The organism is Zunongwangia sp. HRR-M8 (genome assembly GCF_027594405.1).
Classification (GTDB): domain Bacteria; phylum Bacteroidota; class Bacteroidia; order Flavobacteriales; family Flavobacteriaceae; genus Zunongwangia.
This window is the reverse complement of the sequence record NZ_CP115161.1, coordinates 3,623,587-3,648,840: the sequence shown is the minus strand read 5'-3', so window position 1 is coordinate 3,648,840 and position 25,254 is coordinate 3,623,587. Positions and strand designations below refer to the sequence as shown.

General features: G+C 35.8%; 20 protein-coding genes and 1 tRNA gene. 7 read left to right on the top strand and 14 right to left on the bottom strand.

Annotated elements, in window-relative coordinates; translation table 11 throughout:
* Window positions 1–40: 40 nt before the first annotated feature.
* On the bottom strand, window positions 41–1,066 hold the full coding sequence (locus PBT89_RS15860) for a YheT family hydrolase (RefSeq protein WP_333474142.1): 1,026 nt from the start codon (window positions 1,064–1,066) through the stop codon (window positions 41–43).
* 228 nt (window positions 1,067–1,294) lie between these two features.
* On the opposite strand from PBT89_RS15860, the gene PBT89_RS15855 reads away from it, so the two are divergent.
* Complete coding sequence (locus PBT89_RS15855) at window positions 1,295–1,786, top strand: acyl-CoA thioesterase (RefSeq protein ID WP_270059946.1); 492 nt, start codon at window positions 1,295–1,297, stop codon at window positions 1,784–1,786.
* Window positions 1,787–1,833: 47 nt separating this feature from the next.
* Here the strand turns inward: PBT89_RS15855 and PBT89_RS15850 are convergent, their stop codons facing one another.
* The 3 genes from PBT89_RS15850 to PBT89_RS15840 are packed head-to-tail and all read right to left on the bottom strand — an operon-like array spanning window position 1,834 to window position 3,899.
* Window positions 1,834–2,730, bottom strand: coding sequence for a DMT family transporter (locus PBT89_RS15850; RefSeq protein WP_270062683.1), 897 nt, complete (start codon window positions 2,728–2,730; stop codon window positions 1,834–1,836).
* Window positions 2,723–3,076 carry an arsenate reductase family protein gene (locus PBT89_RS15845; RefSeq protein ID WP_270062682.1) on the bottom strand — a complete coding sequence of 118 codons (354 nt, stop codon included), beginning with the start codon at window positions 3,074–3,076 and terminating at the stop codon, window positions 2,723–2,725. Before PBT89_RS15845 ends, PBT89_RS15850 begins: the two co-directional genes overlap by 8 nt.
* 52 nt (window positions 3,077–3,128) lie before the next feature.
* Entirely contained in the window at window positions 3,129–3,899 is a 771-nt protein-coding gene (locus PBT89_RS15840; RefSeq protein WP_270062681.1) for a DUF3298 and DUF4163 domain-containing protein, read from the bottom strand.
* 155 nt (window positions 3,900–4,054) lie between these two features.
* On the opposite strand from PBT89_RS15840, the gene PBT89_RS15835 reads away from it, so the two are divergent.
* Window positions 4,055–5,197 carry a cystathionine gamma-synthase gene (locus PBT89_RS15835; protein ID WP_270062680.1) on the top strand — a complete coding sequence of 381 codons (1,143 nt, stop codon included), beginning with the start codon at window positions 4,055–4,057 and terminating at the stop codon, window positions 5,195–5,197.
* A 264-nt stretch (window positions 5,198–5,461) separates the two neighbouring features.
* Here PBT89_RS15835 and PBT89_RS15830 read toward each other — a convergent pair whose 3' ends face one another.
* The 4 genes from PBT89_RS15830 to PBT89_RS15815 all read right to left on the bottom strand — a co-directional run bounded on the left by PBT89_RS15830 (window position 5,462) and on the right by PBT89_RS15815 (window position 10,846).
* Window positions 5,462–6,685, bottom strand: coding sequence for a cysteine desulfurase-like protein (locus PBT89_RS15830; RefSeq protein ID WP_270062679.1), 1,224 nt, complete (start codon window positions 6,683–6,685; stop codon window positions 5,462–5,464).
* Window positions 6,686–6,690: 5 nt separating this feature from the next.
* Window positions 6,691–9,072 (bottom strand): S9 family peptidase, encoded by a 2,382-nt coding sequence (locus tag PBT89_RS15825; protein ID WP_270062678.1) that lies wholly within the window; start codon window positions 9,070–9,072, stop codon window positions 6,691–6,693.
* Window positions 9,073–9,306: 234 nt separating this feature from the next.
* The gene (locus PBT89_RS15820) at window positions 9,307–10,455 is read right to left on the bottom strand and encodes a DUF3095 family protein (RefSeq protein ID WP_270062677.1); all 1,149 of its coding nucleotides are present in this window, start codon (window positions 10,453–10,455) and stop codon (window positions 9,307–9,309) included.
* A gap of 91 nt (window positions 10,456–10,546) precedes the next feature.
* Complete coding sequence (locus PBT89_RS15815; protein ID WP_270062676.1) at window positions 10,547–10,846, bottom strand: hypothetical protein; 300 nt, start codon at window positions 10,844–10,846, stop codon at window positions 10,547–10,549.
* A 125-nt stretch (window positions 10,847–10,971) separates the two neighbouring features.
* On the opposite strand from PBT89_RS15815, the gene PBT89_RS15810 reads away from it, so the two are divergent.
* A tRNA-Arg gene (locus PBT89_RS15810) sits at window positions 10,972–11,043 on the top strand.
* 243 nt (window positions 11,044–11,286) lie between these two features.
* Here PBT89_RS15810 and PBT89_RS15805 read toward each other — a convergent pair.
* From PBT89_RS15805 to PBT89_RS15790, 4 genes are read right to left on the bottom strand one after another with little or no spacing between them, the layout of a single operon-like run.
* On the bottom strand, window positions 11,287–12,321 hold the full coding sequence (locus tag PBT89_RS15805) for a hemin-degrading factor (protein WP_270062675.1): 1,035 nt from the start codon (window positions 12,319–12,321) through the stop codon (window positions 11,287–11,289).
* Window positions 12,318–13,127 (bottom strand): heme ABC transporter ATP-binding protein, encoded by an 810-nt coding sequence (locus PBT89_RS15800; protein ID WP_270062674.1) that lies wholly within the window; start codon window positions 13,125–13,127, stop codon window positions 12,318–12,320. The genes PBT89_RS15805 and PBT89_RS15800 overlap by 4 nt, the downstream gene beginning before the upstream one ends.
* The gene (locus PBT89_RS15795) at window positions 13,127–14,161 is read right to left on the bottom strand and encodes a FecCD family ABC transporter permease (RefSeq protein WP_270062673.1); all 1,035 of its coding nucleotides are present in this window, start codon (window positions 14,159–14,161) and stop codon (window positions 13,127–13,129) included. Before PBT89_RS15795 ends, PBT89_RS15800 begins: the two co-directional genes overlap by 1 nt.
* A complete protein-coding gene (locus tag PBT89_RS15790) occupies window positions 14,151–15,026 on the bottom strand; it encodes a heme/hemin ABC transporter substrate-binding protein (protein WP_270062672.1) in 876 nt (291 codons plus the stop codon). Before PBT89_RS15790 ends, PBT89_RS15795 begins: the two co-directional genes overlap by 11 nt.
* Window positions 15,027–15,205: 179 nt before the next feature.
* Between PBT89_RS15790 and PBT89_RS15785 the strand changes: the two genes are divergently transcribed.
* The 4 genes from PBT89_RS15785 to PBT89_RS15770 all read left to right on the top strand — a co-directional run bounded on the left by PBT89_RS15785 (window position 15,206) and on the right by PBT89_RS15770 (window position 20,887).
* Entirely contained in the window at window positions 15,206–17,323 is a 2,118-nt protein-coding gene (locus PBT89_RS15785; RefSeq protein ID WP_270062671.1) for a TonB-dependent receptor plug domain-containing protein, read from the top strand.
* Window positions 17,324–17,340: 17 nt separating this feature from the next.
* Entirely contained in the window at window positions 17,341–18,534 is a 1,194-nt protein-coding gene (locus PBT89_RS15780; RefSeq protein ID WP_270062670.1) for an HmuY family protein, read from the top strand.
* 126 nt (window positions 18,535–18,660) lie between these two features.
* A complete protein-coding gene (locus tag PBT89_RS15775; protein WP_270062669.1) occupies window positions 18,661–19,533 on the top strand; it encodes a ChaN family lipoprotein in 873 nt (290 codons plus the stop codon).
* 646 nt (window positions 19,534–20,179) lie between these two features.
* On the top strand, window positions 20,180–20,887 hold the full coding sequence (locus PBT89_RS15770) for a haloacid dehalogenase type II (RefSeq protein WP_270062668.1): 708 nt from the start codon (window positions 20,180–20,182) through the stop codon (window positions 20,885–20,887).
* 27 nt (window positions 20,888–20,914) lie between these two features.
* Here the strand turns inward: PBT89_RS15770 and PBT89_RS15765 are convergent, their stop codons facing one another.
* Both PBT89_RS15765 and PBT89_RS15760 read right to left on the bottom strand, forming a co-directional pair.
* Window positions 20,915–21,502 (bottom strand): thioredoxin family protein, encoded by a 588-nt coding sequence (locus PBT89_RS15765; protein ID WP_270062667.1) that lies wholly within the window; start codon window positions 21,500–21,502, stop codon window positions 20,915–20,917.
* Window positions 21,503–21,515: 13 nt separating this feature from the next.
* On the bottom strand, window positions 21,516–25,124 hold the full coding sequence (locus PBT89_RS15760; protein ID WP_270062666.1) for a metallophosphatase: 3,609 nt from the start codon (window positions 25,122–25,124) through the stop codon (window positions 21,516–21,518).
* Window positions 25,125–25,254: the final 130 nt, after the last annotated feature.

Genomic DNA, 25,254 nt, shown 5'->3' with positions numbered 1-25,254 from the left:
TATAGAAAAATTTAGCTGAACAATGGTTTCTACTGAAATCTTAAAGCTGATTTTGGATAAATTGAAGCGCTCTTTCTTCCTGGTAATAGATTTTTTTATGCTGAATAAAACCTACATGACCGCCATGTTTTGGGATTTCTAAATGCAAAAATTTAGAGTTCTTGGCTATTTTCTTAGGGAATGATGCGGAAGTGAGAAAACTATCATTTTCAGCATTTAGCAAAAGCGTTGGAATCTTAATATTGGGTAAAAACTGAAGACAACTGCACTTTTCGTAATATTCAGCCGCAGAGGTATAACCATGTGCACGGCTGGTGTACAGCTCATCGATAGCTAGTAACGAATTACAAGCTGATATTTGCTTTTTTTCAAGTTCTTTTGGAAATGCCATTTGACGCTCAAAAAGTATATCTTTCAAATTCTTTTTAAAGCGATTACTGTACAATCTATTTTGGGGCAAATTTAATGCTTTAAGGCTTGCTGCAAGATCACATGGCGTTGAAACCGCAACGGCAGCTTTTACTTGTTCTGGAAGTATAGTGCGCTCTCCCAGATATTTCAGCAAAAGATTACCGCCAAGGCTAAAACCAACCAAAGCAATTTCAGTGTAGTTATATTTGGTTAAAATATGCGCCAAAACCTCTTCGAGATCTTCAGTAGCGCCGGCATTGTAGCTGCGGTATAATCGGTTTATTTCACCGCTACAACTCCTAAAATTCATTCCGCAGTAATCCCAGTTATTTTCAGTAAAAATTTTGCCCATTCCCAGCATGTACGGTCTGTTGGCATCGCCTGCCAAACCATGCATGGCAACTACTAATTTTTTAGATGGAGTTTTAGAAAAAGCCCAATCTAAATCTAAAAAATCACCATCTTTAAGTTCTAAGCGTTTTCGTTTTTCAGACTTAAAATCTACTTTTCTAAGCGTTGCGGCATAAATGGTTGCGATATGCGCGTTTTTAAAAAGAGGCGGAGCGGTATAATTACTTTCGATCACTGGCATTTGCCAAATTTGCGAAATTTTTTTTACTCGATATTTATTATCCCATTCAGGATTTAATTTCATTTGACTTGCCTCGAATATTCAAAAAAGCTGTTCTATTTAACCTTTTTGGCTTGCGTACTTTTTGTTAACTAGGATTGCCTTGAAAAAATATATTTGAAAAATTTCATGCGGTATTTTCTTAAGGGTAATTTAATAGTTTTCGAATTTCGATGCTTAAAATTAATTATGCATGCATAGCGAATATTTGTAAATTAGCCGTTCTTCAAAATTGAAAAGAAAAGAAAAATTATGTACACTAAAGAATTCGAGATACGCTGGAGCGATATAGATGCGAACAGGCATTTAGCCAACACGGCTTACATTAACTTTATGAGCCACACTAGGATGGCATTTTTAATGGAAAATGGATTTGGACAAAAAGATCTGGCAAAGCACAATCTTGGTCCGGTAGTTTTTTATGAGCATGTATATTATTTTAGAGAAGTTTTTGCAGGCGAGCCGGTAAAAGTGAGCCTTCAGTTAAAAGGACTTTCTGAAGACGGAATGTATTTTGAATTTGTGCATAATTTCTATGACAGTAAAGGAAGAAATTTTGCAAGTTGTGAAATGATGGGTGGTTGGATCGATCTTAAAGCAAGAAAATTAACAGGATTACCTTCTGAAATGATTAAAAATCTGGATAGCCTGCCACACACTGAAGATTTTAAAGTGCTTACAAAAGAAGATACCAGAAAACACGGTAGAAAACCGAAAGATATCGATCCAGAATTGCTTAAATAAAGCAAGCTGAAATTATCGATTTTCAACCTATATTTTTAGAAACCCGGCTATGCCCGGGTTTTTGTTTTCTTAAAACTAACCAGATAAACACCAACAAATACCAATAATCCGGCTACAACTTTTATGGTGGTTAATTGATCGGCACCAACCAGGATCGCATAGATTATGGCAATTAAAGGTTGTAGATAAATAAACACACTTATTGTTGAGGCTGATAATTGTTTTAGCGCATAAATATTGAGCAAATAGGTAGAAAATGTTGTTCCGGCGACGACAAAAGCCATTCGCCAAATCGCATCGAATGGTAAATGAAACCAGTCTACCGCAACAAATTCAGAATAAGTAACCGGCAGATTTAAAATAACACCCATTAAGAAAAGCCATTTCATAAGGGTGATGGCATGATACTTTTTGGTAAGCGGTTTTACGATCACCAGGTAAAGTCCGTACGAAAAAGCATTAATAATAAACATCGAATTTCCTAAGGGAATATTAGGTGCATTAGAAACACTATCGCTGCTAAAAAGCACTAAGGCTAATGCTCCAGAAAGTCCCATAGCAATACCAATTCCTTTAATAAGCGTGATTTTTTCTTTCAGAATAAAAGAAGCTAAAATCAACACCATTACGGGGGAAAGGGTAATTATTACGGAGCTGTTAATTGGTGTACTAAGGCTTAATCCTTTAAAAAAGAAAAGCATATTTATACACATTCCAAAAATTGCGCAAGCCAACATTCGTGGCCAGTCTTTTTTATCGACTTTTTCTTTTGGAGCAAACGGACTTAATAACCAAAATAAAATAGCAGCACCTAAAACCCGAAGCATAATAAAGCCAAAAGCTTCAATATGTGCGGGCATTACGCCTTTGGCAATAGTATGATTTAAACCATAGATTGCACTGGCACCAATTGCGGCGAGGATCGCCGGCAAACGCTTATCCATGAATAGAATCTTTAGCGGCCGCTACATTTTTTTTAGCATTGCCAATAAAGATCTCATCATCGTTAATTATTACGGGACGTTTTAAAAAGGTATAATGTTCCAGGATCAAAGCTTTGTAATCTTCTTCGCTAAGATTCTTGTTTTTAAGATCACGTTCTTTATAAAGTCTTGCTCTTTTGCTAAAAAGTGACTCGTAACTACCCGCAAGTTTTTGCATTTCCTCTATTTGCGTTTTTGTAATAGCATTGGTTTTGATGTCCTGAAGCTCAAATGCTGCCGGAGCTTCGATCTCGTTTAAAATGCGTTTACAGGTATCGCAGGTAGACAGGTAGTAGATCTTTTTCATTTTATATCAATTTAAGATTGCAAAGAAAAAACTTTATAAGAGCTTCTGCAATTTATTCGGTTAATGAAAAATCTATTTTCAAATATTCTGAGATTTCTTCCATATTATATTCATAAGTTTTTTGTCCTTCAGCATAAGCGGCGATCTCATATGGATTGTAAGTTAAAATCAATTTATCGTCTCTAAACCCAATATTAACGGGAAGATGAAATTCGTCATTTTCGAAGAACATTCCGGTGCTGTTGATGTTTTTATCTTGCGGGATATCTTCTTTTTTTCTGAAATCTTTTTCTACGAAATCTTTAAATTCTGAAGTAAATAAATCCTTGTGAGTATAAACTTTCCCGGTTTCAGGATTAAAATTCATATACGTGTTGCTTCCGTAGCCATGCGCGCCTCCGGTAAAGGTGTAAGCATTAAAATCGATGCTTAGCAATTTTGGGTTTTCTTCAGTGATTTCAGCAAAAACAGTCGCCTCCCAGGGAATATCAGAATCTGGAAAATCTTCTCGATAAGAAGCATAATTTGCAATAAAACCATCTACCATTTCTTCCATAGTTTCAGGCTTATCATCGGGATTAAAACCAGAAACAAGTTGGATAATATGAGCTTCTATAGAATCGTTTATCTTTTTAGCGACATTTTCCTTTCCTTTTGCAACGGGATAATTAAGGTTTACAAAAGTGCAGTTTCCTTTCTCTGGATTACATTTTTCGTAGGCTTTTTCTACGTTATAATTGGTGAAAACAAGGGCTTCTTTTTTCTCTTCTTCACAGGCAAAAAGCATAAGGCTGGCAAGCAACACAAAAAGAAATTTTTTCAAAATGGTTTTCAGGTTTTAGGTTATTGTTTTGCTAAAGTACGCAGCAATTTTGGCATTGCCAATGCGAAGCTTATTTTTGCTAATAAGATTTTTAATAGCAATGAAAATCAGCTTCTAAAGCAGGTTTTTCGCTATAAACCAATAAAATTATTGTTATGAAATTTAATACCAAAACCATACACGGCGGGCAGGAAAATACAGATCCTGCATACAACGCTGTAATGCCGCCAATCTATCAAACCAGTACGTATTCACAAAGTACGCCTGGAGGACATAAAGGTTTTGAATATTCCAGAAGTGGAAATCCAACTCGATCTGCTTTAGAGCGTTCTTTAGCCAGTATCGAAAATGGTAAATTTGGGATGGCTTTTGGGTCTGGTTTGGCTGCTATCGATGCTGTGTTGAAGCTTTTTAAACCCGGAGACGAAATTATAAGTACCAACGATCTCTATGGTGGTTCTTACCGTTTATTTACCTCAATATTTGAAAATTTAGGCATCAAATTTCACTTTATTGGGATGCAGGAAGCTGAAAATATCGAATCGCATATCAATGAAAATACGAAATTGATTTGGGTGGAGACTCCAACTAATCCAATGATGAATATTATCGATATCGAAGCAGCAGCTAAGATTGCTAAAAAACATGATATCTTATTAGCCGTCGATAACACTTTTGCGACGCCATATTTGCAACAACCTTTAGATTTAGGAGCCGATATTGTGATGCACAGTGCTACAAAATATCTTGGTGGGCATAGTGATGTTGTGATGGGTAGTCTTGTAGTGAAAGATAAAAATCTGGCAGATAAATTATATTTTATCCAAAATGCGAGTGGAGCTGTTTGTGGACCGCAGGATAGCTTTTTGGTGTTGCGCGGAATAAAAACTTTACATCTTAGAATGCAGCGCCATTGCGAAAATGGAGAAAAAGTAGCTCAATTTTTAAAAGAGCATCCCAAAGTTGCAAAGGTAAACTGGCCAGGTTTTGAAGATCATCCAAATCATGATATTGCTAAGAGGCAAATGAAAGGTTTCGGCGGAATGATTTCTTTTTCGACTACGGAAGGAACTACCGCAAGTGCCGTTAAGATACTCGAAAACTTGAAGGTTTTTACGCTAGCTGAATCTTTAGGAGGGGTAGAATCTTTGGCTGGACATCCTGCAAGTATGACACATGCATCGATCCCAAAAGAAGAACGAGAAAAAACCGGAGTTGTGGACAGCTTGATAAGATTAAGTGTTGGGATTGAAGATGGTGATGATCTGGTGGAAGACTTAAAACAGGCGTTGGGATAATATTAGTTAGATTTTAGATCGCTGTGCTGTTAGGGATTAGAATATAGACGAGTAAGCAAGATAGAGATTATTTTTTCTGAAATTTTGCAGAAATATTAATTTGATAAGGAAACAAATTTTCATGCTGAACCTGTCTGTCCGGCGGGCTTGATTTAGCATATCATGATTTAATTAAAAAACGAGGGCTAAAATTATCGAATTTCAGCCCTTGTTTTTTAATCTATAATCTATATTCTAAAATCTAAGAGCGAAGCGGTCTAGATTTTAAATTACTTTGCCTAGCGCCCAGATAAGTCGTTGTACTTCTTCTTCAGTATTGTAATGCACTAAACTGATACGTACTACACCTTTTTTTTCGGTTAAGTCGAAATCTTCAATCAGTTTTTTGGCGTAAAAATCACCAAATCTTATTCCGATTCGATATTCGTCGATTTGCTCAACAATTTTATCGCTACAAAGCTCGTTGTGGACAAAAGAAATTGTAGGTACTCTTTTAGAAGCATCGGCTTCAGGATTTCCTATGATCTTTACTTTGGGATTTTCATTTAAAAAATCAAGAAGTCTTTGCGCTAATTTCTGTTCGTGCTTTGCAATCACTTCATAAGATTTTTTCAGCATTAAAACTGAAGAGTCTTTATCGTTTGGAAAATGTTGCTTATAAAATTCCTTAAAATATTCAGTGATTCCTAAAAGACTGTACGTAAGCTCAAAATTGAAGTTTCCCGGCTGAAACTTATACGGGATATCATCTTTTTTGAAGAAATAGTGATTAATCCCGGCCATTTCTAAAAGCAAATCATACTTTCCAAACATCAGTGCTAAATGCGGGCCATAGGTTTTATACCAGCTAAAGGTATAAAAATCGATATCCAGTTCTTGGACATCAATTTGGCGATGAGGTGCGTAAGCAACGCCATCTACGCAGAAAAGTGAACCGTTTTGATGTGTAATTTCAGCAATCTCCTTGATGGGATTTATTGTCCCTAAAATATTGGAGCAATGTGTAACGGCAACAAGTTTTGTCTTTTCTGAAAGTAATTTTTTAAGTTCAGAAAGCTCTAATTCCATAGTTTCTGGATTGGCTTTCCAAACCTTAATTTTTATTCCTTTTTCTTCCAAATCTGTCCATGGAGAAACATTGGCTTCATGATCTGTATTAGTGACGATTACTTCGTCTCCCTCCTGCCATTTTTTGCTAAGGGAGAGACTCAAAATTCTAAAAAGCATACTCGAAGAAGGCCCAATGATTATTTCTTCGGTTTGCTGGGCATTTATAAATTTTGCGATTTGTTTGGTTGCCCAAGCTAGCTTTTCGCCAGCTTCTTTGCTAATTTTATAAGATGCACCAAGTTGTACGTTATGATGAATCAAATAGCCATTGATACGCTCAATGACTTTTCCTAAAACCTGGGAGCCACCGGCATTATCCATAAAGACAAAATCTTTATCGAGTGCCGGAAACTGTTTCCTAACATAGTCTATATCCATAATATCTATTTATCCAGAAGACTTTCATTAAAAAGCTTAAGAATTCTGTTATACTCATCTGTCCAACTGCTTGGCTCAACAAAACCATGGTCTTCTACTGGATAAACCGCCATTTCCCAATCGTCTTTTCCTAATTCAATCAACCGTTGTGAAAGTCGTACTACATCCTGAAAATGTACGTTTACATCTACCATTCCGTGGGCGATCAATAAATCACCTTGTAAACCTTCAGCAAAATAAATTGGGGAAGATCTGCGGTAGGCAATAGGATCATTTACTGGCTCATTAAGAATATTTGCGGTGTATCCGTGATTGTAATGTGCCCAATCTGTTACCGATCTTAGCGCCGCACCTGCAGCAAAAGTATCTGGCTCGTTAAACATAGCCATCAAAGTAATAAATCCGCCATAACTTCCACCATAAATTCCGACTTTTTCAGGGTTGATTCCATGGTTTTCAATTAAATATTTTACACCATCTACCTGGTCTGAAAGATCTTTACCTCCCATGTGGCGGTAAATCCCGGTTCTCCAATCACGGCCATAACCGGCGCTCCCGCGGTAATCAATATCGATAACAGTATACCCTAAATCTGTTAATAGATTATGGAACATGTATTCTCTAAAATATGAAGACCACCACTGGTGTACGTTTTGTAAATATCCTGCGCCGTGCACAAAAACAACGGCAGCGTCGTTTTTAGTTTCTTCGCTTGGTGTGTATAATCTTGCCGGAACCATTGCGCCATCTTCAGCTTCAAACTTAATAAGTTCAGGAGTTCTCCAGTCGTAACTGGCAAATGCTTCAGATTGTCCGCTAGTTAGTTGTTTTGCTTCTCCTTTCCCTGTTTTCTTAAGATAAAGTTCCCAGGGTTTATTACTGAAGGAATAGTAGATCGCCATATATTTTTCATCAGGAGAAAGATAAACCTGGTTATTACCGGTCATGTTGGTAAGTTTTTCCATTTTACCACCCATTACCGGCATTTTGTAAAAATGGCGAACGTCTGGGCCTTCTTCAGAAGTGGTTAAATACCAGTATTTTTTATTATTAGATAATTCGGGATCAAAAACTTCATAATTACCAGGAGTGAGATCTTTTTTCTCTCCATTATCAACATTAAGAAGATACAAATGAGAATATCCGGTAGCTTCAGATTGAAAATAAATATGCCTGTTGTCGGGCAGCCAACCTAAAGTTCCGCCACCAAAAGACCAACCAAGACCCGGACCTGCGATCCAAGCTTCGTCGCGTTGGCGATCTAAAGTGTTAAGGCTTCCGTCTTCAAGATTAATTTGGGCGATCCAGCGGTCTTTGTTATCTTTAGATCGAATGCTCACAATAGCTTTTTCTCCATTTTCAGAAAAATAGGCTGGTGAGGTAATTACTTCACGAACTTTTTCTTCCCATTCTTTATCTGGATAATCTTTTACGTAATCTGGTAGGTCTTTGATGCCTTCAAGATCATCTGTGCCTACTATAAAAACGGTATCTTTTTCAACATTATAAAGAGCCAGTTCCACTTCGGTTTTATCGTCGCCTACTTTAGAGCGTGCAGGTAAATCTTTAGTATATCCAGATTGGTCTACATAATTTGGGACTTCGGTATTATCACCGCGTTCTCTTTTAATTAAATTGAAACTTACATACTTTCCGTTTGGAGAAATGTTAAGCCTGGATATTTGTTTGTCACCGGCATAAAACGCATAATCTTCTTCCTGAGCAACACTTTCACGATAGATTTTAGAAGCTTCAGATTTTTCTTTACGCTCATTAACGACCTTTAGAAGATCAAGATTCTCATCCTGGATCCATTGATTTTTTTCTGAAAGTTTTTCTTCTCTATCTTCAGGTTTTTTGCCTTTATTGATATTGGTTAATTTGGTGATCTTACCTTCGTCAAGATCGTAGATAAAGGCATTCTCATTTAATACAAACGAGATTTTAGATTCGTCTGCCATAAATTCAGGACTCTGAATTCGTTCTCCAAGGTCTATTAATTCTGTTTTAGAATCTTTCCTGATATTATATAAAAAAAGCTTTCCATCTTCAGTAAAAAGCATTTCGGTTTTCTTGTCGTTATAATCGCCGTAACGCGGAATCATATTTTCCTTTTCCTGCTGAGAAACTTTTATGATCTCCGATTGTTTAGAAAGATCGATCTTATATAAAGAATCATCGGGATCGTTTTCTAAGTTATACTGAAAATAGATATTTTCACTTTGCATACCCCACTGAATTCTGGAAGGAAACGTTCCCATCCATTTTGGGTCTTGCATAATTTTTTCCACAGAAAGTTCACTTTGCTGTGCCTTTAGGGCAATGCTGCTAAAAGCAATAAAGGCCAGGATTGCGATATTGCTAAAACGAAGTTTAATTTTTGTCATTTACGTAAATATTGGATTTTAATTAGTGGAGAGATTATAAATACTCAAAACCCGAAATTTTATAAAAATAAAATTCGATTTCCTCTTTTATGAAAGCTCGCCAAAATTGGTTTCAATATAGCTAAAATGAAACATGAATTCAAGAATAATAAGTTTTAGCCTTAATTTGAAGGGAAATTGGAGGAGGATAATTTTCCATTTTTAAGAAATAAAAAAAATAAGAAATACAGCAATCTATAGTTTGCGTTTTAAACTTTTAGCTGCCTTTGTATATCCACCGTTCCCGCCGTCTACAAAATGAATGTGCTCGTGTGTGCTAATGTTTCTTACGTAGCAGGACATGATACTTTCCTCACTTACATAAATTCCATATTTTATTTTTCCTGAATCTTCCAGATTGTCCAAGTAACCAGTAAGCGCTTCCCTTTGCTGAGGTGTTCCTGAAATAACTGTATTTATTCTTCCGTCGATGACTAAGGTGTCAGCTAAGGCCACCATCTTTTTTAGATAGTTTTTTCCGTTCTCTTTTTTAAGCCAAATATGTTTTCCATATTTCCCAATTATCCAACTTTTAAACATATAAGGCAGATAGAATCTACCCAGCTTGGCTTTCATTTCATCATTAATTTTACGAAGATTAGCTTTCAGTTTTAATCTGTTTACAGAAATAGGCTTTCTTCTCTTTGGGGATCCGTAAATATCATCGATAGCCTTTAAAACTTCAGAAAAAACTTTAGATGTTTCCTGATCATCTCTTGATACTACGATTAAACTTACTACTTCCTGGTTCTTTTTTGGAGGTTTTATTTTGTCCCATTTACATTCCATTCCATCAAGATTCAGCGCTTTACTATTGGGAACGATTTCTTGTTTTGGAAGGGTGTGTTTTATTAGATCTTCAGCATAATGTAGAGCGTCTCCCAAAACTATAGGAATGTCCATATCAGCATTCACTTTAAGTTTAGCGATTTTCAGCTGAATATTTTCTTTGTAGATAGTTTTAACCGGAAGCGATCCTGTTTTAAGCTCTAATTTGAAGTTTTTTTGAGTATTTCTCTTATGTTTCTGAAGCACAGCCAGCGTTTCTTGTAAAATTTCTTCGGGAACTATAGTTACGGCGCCGTCACCTCCAAAAAAGAAAGGTATATTTATTTTTGCCTCGTATGCAATGTTAATCATAGCAATAACGCAACCTGTAGCAATTAAATTGACGGAGTTATGTTTTCCATTAGCAATAGCATCAGTAGAGTTTTTAATATCTGCTGCCACTATATGCCAATTTTCTGGAACCTGATGAAAATTGCCAATATCTCCTACAAGCTTGCTCACCGGAATATTTAGCGCCGGCAGATCTTCATAAAAATTGGAGTTGCTAATAGCCATTAATCTTTCATTTTTTATGCAATTCGGCATAAATAAAACAAGTAAAGATATACAATCTTAGCATACGCAAAGCCTGTATTTAGGGAAGTATTTATTTTTCGATTTCCAGTACTTTTAAATATTCTGGGCCGCCATCCACTGGATACCCTTCAACTTTTTCTGCGATAATAGTATAGGTTTGTCCTTCCAATTCGGTTAGATCTACTTTTCCTGAAGTTAAGGCATAAGTTTTATTATCGGTTTTTAAGACATGGCTGCCATATTGATAAGTTGTTATTCCCGCGGCTTCGATTAAGCCGGTGAGCTTCATATTGCTGGTTACATTTTGATTATTACAGGTCGCGGTGATAATAAATAAAAAGAATGAAGAAAGTAATACGGTTGGTTTCATAATTATATAAGTTGAATTTAGCTGGAAATTACACGTTCTAATTGAGCTTCTCTTTATTCTTAGGGAAGTTTTAACGGGTAGTGATTCTATATAATAAAAACATTTCTATTTTTGTGTTGCTTTATGGCCTCGTAGTTCAACGGATAGAATAGAAGTTTCCTAAACTTTAGATCCAGGTTCGATTCCTGGCGAGGCTACAAACTCAAAAAGGGATTAGAAGTTAAACTTTTAATCCCTTTTCTCGACTTTAAAACTTACTAGAACACATCCCACCATCTTTATAAAGAAGCAGGATAATCAAAAAACAAGTAACTGCCAGAACGATTAATATGATTTCCAGCATCACTTAAAATTTATTGGCATCGCAAAATATTGGAATTTCCTCAGGCTCATTTATGGAACAAACTTGTTAAACTTAAGCTTGCCTATTGTTATTCTTATTACTGAAGTTGCGCCACAATTTCTTGCCATTCCTTAATTTCGGGAATCCCCGGTTTTCTTTTTCCGAAAAACTGAACGATCAATTCCTCATTCTCATCAAAACATTCTATAGAAGTCACGATGCCATCATCGGTAGGTTTTCTTACGACCCAACAATTTTTAATTTGCTCCATATTTAGGTGAAGATTAAAATCTGGATCCATAATATTAAACCATTGTTGGTGCCACAGTGTTTTTTTGATCTCACCAGTATGGATCTGTATATTCCCGCGATTCCCAACAAAAACCATAATGGGTACTTCTTGTTTCGCGACATTTTCTAACATACTCACAATCTTTTCCTTATCGATGGTGTCTGCGTAATAGGCGCTAGGCGCTAATCGTAAGGCTTGTGTACGGCTAATGTTGTGCTTTTTAAGCAACCCGAAAAAGTGATGCGTATCCTTTAGTGTTTCCCAGGATTTCTGAAAATCGGCAAGAGCTACTTCATCATCGCTTTTATAATTTTTTTCTTCTGAGAAAACCTTCGTCTTTAATTCTGGCGATTGTACTTCAGCTTTATATTTTTCAACCAAAGCATAGTATGCAGCGACATCACTTTTTGGGGTTAGGTAGATTTTATGGATAGCCATACCATCTTCAGCAAAAAACTGAAGGCTAAGACGTTCTTTTCCGCGAGCCATCTCAGTAACAGCAAAAGCAAAAGCCCAGTGCATAAAGAAAATTCTTAGGTCGATATCTTCCCCCACAAATAGACCAACTGGAGATTTGCTTATCGATGGGTTTAAATAAGTTCCTTTTCTTTCGTGCACACAACTTTCGTTGCGGGTTAGCGCCATTACTTTTCCTAAAGATTCAATTTCCTGTAATATTTCTTTAGGTTTATTGGCTAACCGAGTAACACCATTATCGATTTTTGTGGCAAGCAATTCGGCTTCACTTACATTAAGTGCCTGCGCAGCATTTCGTATTCTTAGTTGAGGTTGCTCTTCTTTAAGAGTTTCCCATTGTTGTTTTAAGCTTATTGTACTCATGGGTTAATATTTTGAATTATTGAGGTTGATTTTTCTTCACCAAACACGATCATAGGTGTTTGTGCAAGAGGATGAGACATTACTTTGCAGGGGAAATCGTAAACATTACAAATGGTTTGGGAGGTAAGCACTTGGTGGGGGGTACCATATTTTAACGTTTTCCCGTCTTTAAGCAAGAGAATGCGATCTGCAAATTGCGCGGCCAAATTAAGGTCGTGCATTACGATCGCAGCCATATTTCCTTTTTTTACAAAACCTTGTACTGCTTCTAAAACTTTATGCTGGTAATAAATATCAAGGTTGTTAAGTGGTTCGTCCAGTAGTAATAATTTTTCCTGAAATTCGTTGTTTAGCTGTGCAAATACACGAGAGAGGTGCACCCTTTGTTTTTCCCCGCCTGAAAGCTGGTTATACAAACGATCCTTAAAATGACTCATCTCGGTAAGTTCTAAACTTTCTGAAACTACTTTAAGATCGTAAATTCCCGGCCTGCTGGCAAAATAAGGATAGCGTCCCATCATTACGACCTCGCTTACCCGTAGCGGAATATCCTGTTGATGATGTTGGCTAAATTTAGCTCTTGTTTTTGCAAGATTGCCTGTGGCCCAATTTTTAATAGATTTTTGCTGAAAATGAATTTCTCCCGAATAGTTGATTTCTTCGGTTAAGGCCTTAAGCAATGTGCTTTTTCCGGCACCATTAGGACCAATAATCACAAAAAGTTCGCCTGCTTTTATGCTGAAGTTTATATCCTGAAGTAACTTCCTATTCTTGATACTGATGTTTAGTTGGTGTACTTCTAGCATTACAGAGCTTTTTTAAATTGAAGTAGAATTAAAATAAAGACCGGAGCGCCCATAAAAGCTGTGATAATTCCTATCGGAATTTCGATGGGAGCTAATGTGGTTCTGCTAATAATATCTGCAGTAAGCAACAATAAACTACCAAAAAGGGCAGATAGCGGTAAAACGTTCCGGTAATCAGATCCTAAAAGTAACCTTAAAATGTATGGGACAATAAGCCCTACAAAAGCAATGGTTCCTGCAAAAGCCACTGAGGCGCCAATCACCAATGACGATAACCAGATAATTTTAGCATGGTATTTTTTTACATTAATACCTAAATGTCTGGCATTTTCTTCACCAAGCATCATGGCATTTAAAGCCTTTCCATTCCCTAACAAAAAACTAATGCAAATCAGGTTGATCATAAAGAGAATAATCACTTTAGACCAGTTGGCAGCACCAAGACTTCCTAATCGCCAAAAGGTGAGATCTCGTAATTCATCATCTTTAGAAATAAAAGTTAGGAAGCCCGTAGTTGCCTCAGCAAGGGCAGCAATAGCAACACCGGCTAATAACATAATTACCACATGCGTTTTACCGTTTTTAAAAGATATGCTGTACACTAGCATCATCACTAAGAGTGCACCTATAAAAGCGGCAATAGAAATTAAGGAATAGTGTAAAATTTCAGGAAGAAATTCTTTTATAGTACCACCCAAAACAATAGCCACAGCGGCAAAAAGCGCCGATCCTGAAGTTATTCCAATAATTCCCGGTGTGGCCAATGGATTTTTAAACATACCCTGTAATGATGTTCCTGTAACAGCAAGTCCTGCTCCCATAATTATTGCTAAGATGCTTCGTGGCATACGTACATCAAAAAATATATAGGCATCGGTAGGATTTACTGCAACAGTATCATCAAATATGCTTTTAAATAAAAGCATAAAATCATTCCAGTTTAACTGGTATACGCCCAAAAGGCTCGAAGCTATAAAAGCCACTATCAATAGAATAATACCTAAAGACATATACCATTTAAACTTATTTTGCATATTGACTAAGCTTTTCGTTTAGTTGGGCTGCAGCTTCTCCTGTTCTTGGTCCAAATCCTGTAAGTAATAAACCATCCATGCTAATTACCTGTCCTTTTTTTGCCGCAGTCGAGTTTGCTAAACCAGGAATATCTTTTAAACCTTCTTTGCCGTTAACACTTTGTAATCCACTATCAAAAAATAATAAAACATCTGGGTTAGCCTTTGCAACAGCCTCGGTAGTAAGCGGGCGATAATCATCATAAGTATTCATGGCGTTTTCACCACCTGCAAGCTCTATCATTTTAGCAACGGGTGTTTCTTTTCCAGCTACAAGTAAAGTACCAGCACCACGGGCATAAACAAACATTACTTTTGGTTTGCTATTAAATTCCTTTAATGCATCGATATCATTTTCGATGTTTTTAGTGATCTTTTCTGGTGCTTCTGTATTAAGATCTTCAGCAACGGCAGCTGCTAATTTTTTAGCTCCTTCAACCGAATATTCTGGTTCGTAATAATGTACAGGAACCCCTAAGTTATCAAGCTGAGAAATAATATCTGCTGAAAGTTCCTTTTTTACCGCAAAAATCTGTGTTGGTTTTTGCTGAAGCAGTGCTTCAACATTCAAATTCATTACATGGCCAAGATCGGTGGCGTTTTCTTTTAAGTTTTCAGGATAAATACTGGTAACATCTACCGCTACAATTTGATCCTGATAGCCTAACTCGCTAATGATTTCACTTAGCGTACCATTAAGACTAACGATTCGCTCTTTTGACGTTTCTTCTTTAGAACTCTGTGATTGGTTAGCATCAGATTCGGTGTTTTTACAACCAATAATGGTTATAAAACATAGAAGACTAAATAGTTTAAATACCTTCATTATTAATTTTTATTAAATCTAAATAAGGCAAATGTAAAATTCATTTTTAAAGAAGACCATTTTCGAATGTTAAAATTATTTTTATTTAGATTCTTTAAAAATAAAATAAAGTTTTGTTTGGAGAATTCAAGTTCAGCTAATAAGTTTGTGACTAAATTTATTTAAACTAAATCTAAATAATGAGAATTGCAAGTTTTATTTGTTTTGGCTTGATCGTTGGAAACCTTTATGCACAAAGGGATTCGGTTAGTGTAAACGAGTTGGACGAAGTTCTTTTATTTGGAAACGAGCAAAGCATAAATAGTATAAATACGGAGTTATTTTCTGTAAATACGATAAGTGCCCAACAGATCAGTCAGGTTGGGGCTAACAATCTGGCCGATATTTTAAATCAGCAATTAAATATTAACATTACCCCCAATGCTGCAGATGGTCGCTCTACTGTTAGCATGTTCGGATTGTCTGGAGATTACGTTAAAATTTTAATCGATAACGTGCCGTTGGTTAGTGATAACGGTTATGGTAATAATATCGACCTTACCCAGATTAATCTTGAAGATATTGCCAGGATAGAAATTGTTGAAGGTGCGATGGGCGTACTTTATGGTGATAATGCTGTAGCCGGAGTGATTAATATTATCACCAAAAAATCGAGTCCTTCTAAATGGAATATCAGGGCGAGTGTGCAAGAAGAAACGGTAGGTGAAGAATATAATTTTGATGATGAAGGCCGCCATATCCAAAATCTGAATATATCGCATAATATTTCAGAGCACTGGTATACTTCAGCTAATTTTTCGAGGAACGATTTTAAAGGCTTTAAGAATAATTACTTTGGAAAAGATTATTTCGGCTTATCGGGAAATGGTGTGAATAATGATGGTCGCCGTGGTTACGAATGGAATCCAAAACTACAGCATACCTTAAATGCAATGCTGAAATATGGTAAAAACGATTTTAATTTTTTCTACAAATTCAACTATTATAATGAGACGCTAGATATCTATAACCACGCAATCAATTCAAGACTACAGAATGGGGAATATGATATCACAGCTAACGACGAGCAGTTTATAAGTAACCGCTTTCGGCACGAAGCACAGGTATTCGGAAAATTAAATCAGGTAGATTATAATCTTTCGCTTTCGTATCAAACTCAAAAACGGGATTACGAAAGTTATGTTTACGATCTTAGGCAAGAGCAAAAGCGAAGTACAACTTCAAAAATGACCAATCAGGAAAGTGATTTTTGGTTTTCTAAAGGGACTTTCGAAAATTTATTGGCTAAATCGGTCAATCTCAATCTTACGGCGGGTTACGAAATTACCTATCAGCAAGGTTATGACGCAGTAGCCAGCGGAGCATATTCAGATAATATTGCTGAAAAGGATTTAGGGAATTATGATGTGTTTTCCCAGCTTTCTTTTACTAAAAATAAATGGTCGCTCCATCCGGGGGTTCGTTATAATCACAATTCTAATTACGATGGCAAACTTATCTGGTCTGCCAGTGCCAACTTTAAACCAAGAGGAGATTTTAAATTGCAGGCAGTAGTAGGATCTGCTTATAAAACACCAACCTTTACCAATTTATACTACTATTTCGTAGATGCCAATCACGATGTACGCGGTAATCCAGATTTAACTCCGGAAGATGGAATTTCATATTTATTTTCTGCGGAAAAAACTTCGGTTTTAAATAACGAATCTCGACTTCAGAATAACCTGAAATTCTTCCATTTTGATATTAAGGATAAAATAGATTTGGCGGTTGTGGGCGATAATTCACAAATGAAATATCTAAATATCAGTGAATATAAAATTTTAGGTGTTTCTACTGAAAATAACTTCAGTTATAAAAATTTTCAAACCAATATTGGTCTTAGCTATACCGGGATTTTACAAAATCTGGAGACCGAATTGGCTAGTCCAGATGATTATTTATTCAGCTTAAATGCGACAGCCGCTTTACGTTATTACTGGCCAAAAGCTGAAACTCGTTTTTCACTGCTGCTAAAATACAATGGCGAGTTGCAGCAATATTTTAGAGATAACGAAATCAACGAATTTGTAAAAGGAACGCAGGAAGATTACTCGTTAATGGATGCCAGTATCAATAAATATTTCTTTGAGAAACGTTTTGAAGTTACGCTGGGTGCCAGAAATATTTTTAATGTAGTTCGGGTAAATAACTCGGCAATTACCGCTACGCCTGGTCACGAGGCACCAGAGACTTCGTTACTGTTTGGGTATGGCCGCTCGTATTTTCTAAAACTTTTATATAACCTAAATATTTAATTCTAATCAATAAATCAATGAAAAGGAACATTTTACTACCATTATTTTGTCTAAGTTTTGTACTGTTTAGTTGTAGCAGCGATGACGATAACGGAGGAGGAATTATCGAAATACCCGCGGTAGAAAGTGCCGTTTTAGATATCGAATCTGGCGGCTCTAACGAACCTAACCAGGTATATATCGATCTAAGTACAGAGGAAACCACAGTAGTACGACGCGATAGCTGGGAACTTGGTTTTGTAAGTTCAGAGAATCGTGTGGTTTTAAACTCTTCGATTTTAGTCTCGGCAGCAAAACTAGAGGGCATTTATGATATCGATGCAGTTAATGACGATACCGAATTATCCGCGCCTATGACTTTAAAATTTCTAAATCAAGGATTTCAACCAACAGAAGTTACAGTAAGTACGTTAAGCGAATTAAAAGAAGGAATTCCTGTAGGATATCATATGTATGGCAATCTAGAAAATAACATTACGTTTACTGATGATAGCACCGGAGATCTAGATAAAACTGCTATAGGCGATATTGCAACTACTGAAGCCGAAGCTGAAGTTTTTGTGGTTTCCCTTGGAGCTGAAATCCCACCTGCCTCTGAAGATGGTTCTTTAAATCACACCGGTGAAGATCGTGGTTTTTATAAAATCAAGGTTTTTATGAATAACAACGATTATGTATTGCAATATGCTCCCCTAAGTTCAGATACACACAAAGAAGTGGTAATTACTAAAGACGAAGCTTATAATTTTAATGCTTTTAGCTTGGAAAACGACACTGAAGTTGAGGTTGAGCCTGGAGTAGGTAATTGGGATCTTAATTATACCAGTGTATATTCTTACTACGGTGATTATAAAGGAATGATTGCCGGTATAACTTATTCCGATTATGTGTTGCATAATACTTTGAATGGCGTAGGGGTTTATATGGTGCTTACTGAAGAGCCTGCTGAAGAAGAAGGTGGCGCTCCTGTTCCAACAGATGAACCATCTTACGATGAGTTTACTTTAGACGATGTACAGGAAAATGAGTTTGTTTACGACGATCGTGCATTAATCGCAAGTGAATGGCGTTCTAATAGTGAAGGAGCGCTTTCAGATAGGTATTATATTGTAAAAGATGCAGATGGTAATTTCTATAAATTGCAATTTACCGCGTTATTTAATACTGATGGAGAACGTGGTTATCCACAGATTAGGTACGATCTTCTTTAAGGAGTGTTATTTTAGTTTGATTTTAATCCCTGTTCTTTTAAAAGGCAGGGATTTTTTAACCGATAATCGGGATTAAATAAGGCTGGCACTGCGATAAATGATTATCTTAAGATTCAAATTTTTAGTATGAAAAGAATTTTTACAACCTTATTCGTTTTAGCCGCGACTTTTGCGGTAAATGCACAACAATTAAAGGCGTATGCGATTTATGATTCTGAAGGAAATTCGGTTTCTTTTCAAAAAATGAGCGATAGTTTATCGAATTATGATGTAGTGCTTTTTGGAGAATTTCATGATCATCCTGTGGTGCATTGGCTTCAGAAAAAACTCACTGAAAAATTATATGCTAAAAACTCGAATCTGGTCTTGGGAGCTGAGATGTTTGAAGCCGATAATCAATTAATTCTGGATGAATACCTTCAGGATAAAATTCCGCAGAATCGTTTTGAAGAAGAAATGCGTTTATGGAATAATTATAAAACAGATTATAAACCTTTAATTGAATTTGCCAAAACCAATAATCTGCAATTTGTGGCAACCAATGTGCCAAGGCGTTATGCATCGGTAGTTTCAAAATATGGACTGGATACCTTAAAAACCTATGCCAAAGAAGCACAATCTTACTTTGCAAAACTTCCTATAAAAGTGGATACCATCACACCGGGTTATGCTGAAATGCTAAAAATGATGAATGGTCACGGTATGCAGGGCGATGCGATGAAATTTGTAGAAGCCCAAGCGATTAAAGATGCTACTATGGCTGAAAAGATCCTGGACAAACTTTCTAAAGACGGGATTTTTATTCATTATAATGGAGATTATCACAGCAAGAGTTATGGCGGAATTTACTGGTATCTAAAAGAAATGAACCCCGAATTGAAGATCGCGGTAATTAGTGCAGAACAAAGTGACGATGAAGCTTTAGAATTTGTACCAGAAAAAGCAAGTACCGGTAATTTTATACTTTTTATTCCTGAGGATTTTACAAGAACTTACTAAAGGAGGAAATTCCCTTTTTTGCAAAAAATATGATCGATTTTTAGGCTTTGGAGCTATTCTTGTTTTAAAAAGCTTCAAAAGTAATTCTTATGAAATTTTTCAAACTACTTTCGTTTTTACTCGATTTTCGAGTTTATAAAACAGCATTTTGACGATGAACTACTTAATTAAATTTACGGTGACCACATTTTTATGATTTATTATGGGTATTCATGGTGAAAAATTAGAAATTTTCGGTAAGCAATTTGGATTTAAAGAAGTAGGCAGGAATTATTAATGAAATCTCTTAAAGCTTAAAATAAAGTGAAATAACAAGCTATTAACAATTTAAAATTTAAGCAATCAATACTTTTGGATCAGCTGTTTGTCTTAAAGCTAACAAGAAAAGAAATTAAAATGTATTTCTGGACAATCATTCCCAATTCTGATTGCCCAGAAACAAATTCTGAAGAACTCAGATATTTGTAATTGATTTTAAGTGAGAGAGAGTGAGAAAAGGGCTGATCAACGCTTGTTGGCAGCCTTTTCTTTTTTACAAAGTTTGGACTAATTTTAAAGTTCCGTGAAATAACGGCCTATTAACATCATGTCTCTCAATGGCTTTCTAACTTCGCGTAAAACTAAAACTAATAATAAAAGGTCGATAATGCGGGTTATCGACCTTTTCTATATCATTACAGTTATGAAATTAAAAGCGATAATCTTTGATGTAAATGAGACATTATTGAATATGCAGAAACTTAGGGAGGAGATAAATCGTGTGTTGGATAATTCTCTCGGCTTTCAGGTTTGGTTTGATAAACTTTTGCATTATTCCCTTGTAGAAAACGAAACCGATACTCACAATGATTTTTCTGAAATTGCAAAAGCTGTTTTTAAAATGACGGCAGATTTCTTCGGAAAAAATACTACTGAATATCAAATAAATTCAACATTAAGTTTGGTGAGTAAATTACCTGCTTATAAAGATGTTTCAATTGGACTTCAGAAATTGAAGGACCAGAATCTAAAATTAATTGCGCTTACCAATGGTACCAGAGAAGCTCTGGATGCACAATTAAGTTTCGCTGAAATTGATAACTATTTTGATGCAGTTTATTCGGTAGATGTTGTAGGAAAGTTTAAACCCCATCCGATTACTTATCAAAAAGTACTGAATGATCATCATCTTTTACCGCAAGAGACTTTAATGGTCGCAGCACATGGATGGGATATTGCAGGAGCTGCAAAAACAGGTTTAAAAACGGCTTTTATAGAGAGAGATGGTAAGAAAGAATATCCCTTGGCAAAGCCTGCTGATTTAAGCTTTAAGAATATAGATGAACTTGCAGAGGTGATAAAAAATAACGCCTGAAATTAACCAATTTCAGGCGTCTTTTTTTTAATATTTTAAAGAACTCAGTATCTCAAAGAATTCGTTTTGTAGTGTATGTGTTTTATCTTTTGCATACCAGGTATGAAGCTCTCTTTCGAAGTCTTCAAAATCTCTTCCATTAGGATTTTCTTTCCAATCCAGTACTAATTGCTGGGCGGGTTCAGGTCTTGGTCCCCAAGTAAACAATTCTACACCTTCTTCAGAAAAAGCAACAAGCTTAGGAATAGACTTACTTCCATTAGTAAGATATTTATCCATAAACTCTGGGTTCTTATCCCTAAGAATTACTCTAAGATCTATTTTATTTCCTGCGGAAGCTATTTCGCCAATTATCGGTAAATTTTGCGCGCTATCGCCACACCAGGCTTCAGTAATAACATACCAAACTTGCTTTTTCTTAAGCCCGGTAACGAGATTCTCTAATTCAGGAATTAATTTTGTTTTATTAAGCCGTTTCATTCGGCTTGCATTAAGCTCGGTAAATTTCACCAAATTTTCGGTTTGTTTTTCACCTGAAGTTTGCTTGTTATTTACCAGTTGAACTGTCCATTCGTAAAATTCGATATAACTAAATACCGGTTTATTTACATTCATTTATTTAGTATTTTTAGAAATTGAATCCTAGTGTAAACATCACTCTATTTCCATCTTCACTGTGATAAAGTCCTAAATTACCAGATAAAGCATTAAATCCATTAATAAATATAGAACCTCCAAAATCGTTATGCCATTTTTCAGAATTATCGTCATCTTCCCAAACGCGACCATAATCAAAGCCTAGAGTGAATCCCATTCTTATCGGAACAAAATTAGTTCTAAATTTAGTTATCCCCACTCTTAAATCGGTGCTTTGATATAAAGAAGTTTTTCCGTTAAATCTTTCGTTTCTAAAACCTCTTAAACTATGATTACCACCTAAAGTTGCAGCGTGATAAAATTCGTAGTTGTCACCAAAAATCATATTACTTCCTATTTTGGTAGCTAGTACAGCCAATCCACTAGAATGTAAAGGATAATCTATAGATAAAGATGGCTTTAAGTAAATAAATTCATTATTGAACTCGTCGATATTTGTTTTGTAACCGGTGGCAACGTCAAATTGAAGACCTCTTCTTATAAAAGAAAGCTCATTTCCTTTGTTCTTATATTGAAAAGAAACTTCTCCACCAGCGTAAATCTGGTTCTCAAAAACATCATTATCAGCATTGAAAAATTCACCGGTTGCCTCGTTTTCTTTGTAATCTACTTCATGAGACTCTATCAATGGCTTGATCTTAAAGTTAAGCCCAGATCCATTTCTATAAATTAAAGACGGGGCGAAATTCCATTGTGCGATTCCTATTCGGTTATAATCTCTGTCAACAGCATCATTATCATAACTTGTTTCATTGCCAGTTCCAAAATAGTTTATCGCGTAATTTGGACTGGTAATTCCGGCTTCGATACCAAAATTCCAGTTATGGAAGATATGCGCAAACTCCCCCGTGTAATTAAATTCGAATCCAGAAGTTGCAGCATAAAAAGCCCCTTCAAACTGATGTTGAGATTCGAATGGATTATTTGCAAGGCCATACGTGGTGTATGTGTCTCTAACTCCAACTTTAAAACCTGCATCTGGATCCCATCCTACACTTGGTAATATAACATTTGTGCTGTATTTTCTTTTTTCAGGACTGTAATTATTGATATCATAATCGTCTACCAACCATTTATTGCTGTTGCCTTTTACGGTATTCTTTTTATTCTTGTAATCGTAAAGCTTAGCATTACGGGTATTTTCAAAATCATAAGTGTCGTTATTTTCACCACCTATAATTTTTAATTTGATATAATGATCTCCATCACCTACAATCTTAAAATCATCTTTGCTATCTAAACCATACAACCAAATCTCTTTAGTGATTTTTTTATCGTAAGTATGCTCAAAAACAACTTCATCTTCACTTTCAATAGAAATTGTTGTTTTACCATCTGGTTTTCTTGTAATTAGAAAGTTGTCTTTCTCCTCGGTTCCTGTAACTACCTGGAAGCGATTAAGAAATTCAAAATATCGTCTAGCCGGACTCATAAGATTGTCTCTTCGCTCTTTTGTAGCCGCGATGATCTTGTCTATAGATTCATCTTGTACTTCTTTAGGAAGGATTTTAAAAGAATCTTCGATTACCTGGTCGGTAAGTTGATTTTGTATATATCTAACCTGTTTTTCCCAATCTTCCCAGCTAAGTGTTTTTATAAATGCCTGGTCTAAAGGATAACCATCAAAATTAAGCCATTTTACATTTTTCACCCCTTTTTCGTAATCCTGCATTTTTCTGAAATCTACAATAGCCAAACTGAATAATTTAATTAGAGGGCCATCGTAGCGTGGAAATGCCTGGTCGCGATCACGGCGAATAGGCTCATAAAGTTTAGTACCATCTTCCTGCTCGAATTCTGAAAAACGCCATTGATCAAAATGACGATCCCAGTCACCAATTAGCATATCTACTAAACGTGCTTTTAGGAATTGATCTTGGTCGATTTGGTATTCTTTAGAATCTTTCATGTCGAGTAACAAATCTGTAGTAGACACAATATCATCTGGGCTTCCAAATTTTTTGTTATCCTTGTTTTCATCACCTGCATGAACTTCTAGCATGTAAAGCTTATCACCATATTCTTTATTAAAAATATTTAGGTTCTTTTGTTTGGGCAGATAGTAAATTTCTGGTTCAGCATTATAAATGTTTAACGTATCAAACATCGAGTTTAATGCGAATGGTGCGTAAGGATGTGCGGTAGTATAAAAATCCTGTACCAAATCTTCGGCCACAGTATTTTGCATATAATCCTCTACGTAATGATTTTTAATCGCAGATTGGATAAATCTTACAGCGCTTTTACGTAGTTCCCTTAACGTAAATTCGTGTTCGTTATCATCTTTAATTCTGATGGATCTAGATTGGTGGCCACCACCTTCAGAAATCGCTACAGGATTACCGGGCAATGTATCTAATCTTAAAACTTTAGCATTAATATCTTTACTATACACATCACGGTAGTGTTCTCCCCAAAAGAATTTATAAAAACCACTTTTTTTAGTTTCATCCTCGGTGTAAATAGAAGATTCTATGGTAGAAGGGTAGTCGCTTAAATCATGGTAAGATACCTCGTCTAAAGTAGTTTGTTGGCGCTTAATGACTTTGCTGAATAATTTTTTAGTAGCTCCACCTTCAACTGAATAAAATTCAACTTCAGAACTTCTATCGTCATAAACGGTAAGTCTGGCAAAACCATGATCACTAGAAGCAAATTGCCCGTCATCCTCATCAGCTTTAGCCTTTTTTGTTTTCTTTCCTCCGGTTCCGCTTATGATTTGTGGGATGCCATCATCAGATAAAAATTGAAGGTTTTGGTCACTCCCTGAAACAAAAATCACATCTGGGAACATACTTGCCAGTGTTTCTATCGTACCTCTTAATTGTTTGCGCTGCTGGCTGTAATAATCTTCTTTTTTAAAACCTCCAGTTTTTTCAAAAAAGTTGAGCCTTGTATTACTTAAAATAGGATGGTGAATAGCAACAATTACGGTTTTGTTCTGTTCGTCTTTAAGGTCGTCTTTAAACTTGGTAAAGAATTCGTCGCGAGTTTTTAACTCACATTTATTATTAATGTACAGGTGTTCATCCCAATCCTCTAAGAACCATTGAGAATCTACCATTAAAAGTTCGATATTCTCGGTATCCAGATCTTCAATTTCGCGAACACAACCGTCATTTGGCCAAAATTCAGCTTTACTGTTATCCTGTAAGAACGACTCCATGTCGTCAATATTTTCATGACCATTTTTATTCCATTCATTTTTACCGGGGGTATAAATTATTCGCCCGTTAAAATTTTCCATTGGTTCCATCAGGTTTTTCCGTAAAAGCTCTTTTACTTTAGCTCTGTCTTTTTTATTAGGGGGAAAACCGGTTTTAGGAGTAATATTTCCTAAAGCGACAAAAGTTGCTTTTTCATCTTGTTGAGACATTTTATTAATTGCTGAAAGTACCTGTGCGGTGTAGTTACTTTCGTCGACACCAGTATTGCCTGTTAAATAAAATGTTTGGGAAACTTTTCTTTCTGAATTTTGAGCATAAGAATGATTAATTCCCGTGCCTAATATTAGCAGAAAAAGAAGTGAAAATTTGTTCAAATTGAAATAGGAATGCTGTAGTATATATTCTTTTACCATATATAAATCTGTAGTTTTTGAAGACGTGATTGCGCTCTAATTAGCGTGTGAAATTTCAAAAAAAATCGCAGACGATACTAATTTTTAACTATCTATAACATTTTGAGTTCTGTAAGCTAAAAAGTTTTCT

What these genes read in the sequence shown, in the direction of transcription:
- PBT89_RS15860 (WP_333474142.1), bottom strand. Translation starts at nt 1,066, where the DNA reads ATGAAATTAAATCCTGAATGGGATAATAAATATCGAGTAAAAAAAATT.
- PBT89_RS15855 (WP_270059946.1), top strand. Translation starts at nt 1,295, where the DNA reads ATGTACACTAAAGAATTCGAGATACGCTGGAGCGATATAGATGCGAAC.
- PBT89_RS15850 (WP_270062683.1), bottom strand. Translation starts at nt 2,730, where the DNA reads ATGGATAAGCGTTTGCCGGCGATCCTCGCCGCAATTGGTGCCAGTGCA.
- PBT89_RS15845 (WP_270062682.1), bottom strand. Translation starts at nt 3,076, where the DNA reads ATGAAAAAGATCTACTACCTGTCTACCTGCGATACCTGTAAACGCATT.
- PBT89_RS15835 (WP_270062680.1), top strand. Translation starts at nt 4,055, where the DNA reads ATGAAATTTAATACCAAAACCATACACGGCGGGCAGGAAAATACAGAT.
- PBT89_RS15830 (WP_270062679.1), bottom strand. Translation starts at nt 6,685, where the DNA reads ATGGATATAGACTATGTTAGGAAACAGTTTCCGGCACTCGATAAAGAT.
- PBT89_RS15825 (WP_270062678.1), bottom strand. Translation starts at nt 9,072, where the DNA reads ATGACAAAAATTAAACTTCGTTTTAGCAATATCGCAATCCTGGCCTTT.
- PBT89_RS15820 (WP_270062677.1), bottom strand. Translation starts at nt 10,455, where the DNA reads ATGGCTATTAGCAACTCCAATTTTTATGAAGATCTGCCGGCGCTAAAT.
- PBT89_RS15815 (WP_270062676.1), bottom strand. Translation starts at nt 10,846, where the DNA reads ATGAAACCAACCGTATTACTTTCTTCATTCTTTTTATTTATTATCACC.
- PBT89_RS15805 (WP_270062675.1), bottom strand. Translation starts at nt 12,321, where the DNA reads ATGAGTACAATAAGCTTAAAACAACAATGGGAAACTCTTAAAGAAGAG.
- PBT89_RS15800 (WP_270062674.1), bottom strand. Translation starts at nt 13,127, where the DNA reads ATGCTAGAAGTACACCAACTAAACATCAGTATCAAGAATAGGAAGTTA.
- PBT89_RS15795 (WP_270062673.1), bottom strand. Translation starts at nt 14,161, where the DNA reads ATGCAAAATAAGTTTAAATGGTATATGTCTTTAGGTATTATTCTATTG.
- PBT89_RS15790 (WP_270062672.1), bottom strand. Translation starts at nt 15,026, where the DNA reads ATGAAGGTATTTAAACTATTTAGTCTTCTATGTTTTATAACCATTATT.
- PBT89_RS15785 (WP_270062671.1), top strand. Translation starts at nt 15,206, where the DNA reads ATGAGAATTGCAAGTTTTATTTGTTTTGGCTTGATCGTTGGAAACCTT.
- PBT89_RS15780 (WP_270062670.1), top strand. Translation starts at nt 17,341, where the DNA reads ATGAAAAGGAACATTTTACTACCATTATTTTGTCTAAGTTTTGTACTG.
- PBT89_RS15775 (WP_270062669.1), top strand. Translation starts at nt 18,661, where the DNA reads ATGAAAAGAATTTTTACAACCTTATTCGTTTTAGCCGCGACTTTTGCG.
- PBT89_RS15770 (WP_270062668.1), top strand. Translation starts at nt 20,180, where the DNA reads ATGCGGGTTATCGACCTTTTCTATATCATTACAGTTATGAAATTAAAA.
- PBT89_RS15765 (WP_270062667.1), bottom strand. Translation starts at nt 21,502, where the DNA reads ATGAATGTAAATAAACCGGTATTTAGTTATATCGAATTTTACGAATGG.
- PBT89_RS15760 (WP_270062666.1), bottom strand. Translation starts at nt 25,124, where the DNA reads ATGGTAAAAGAATATATACTACAGCATTCCTATTTCAATTTGAACAAA.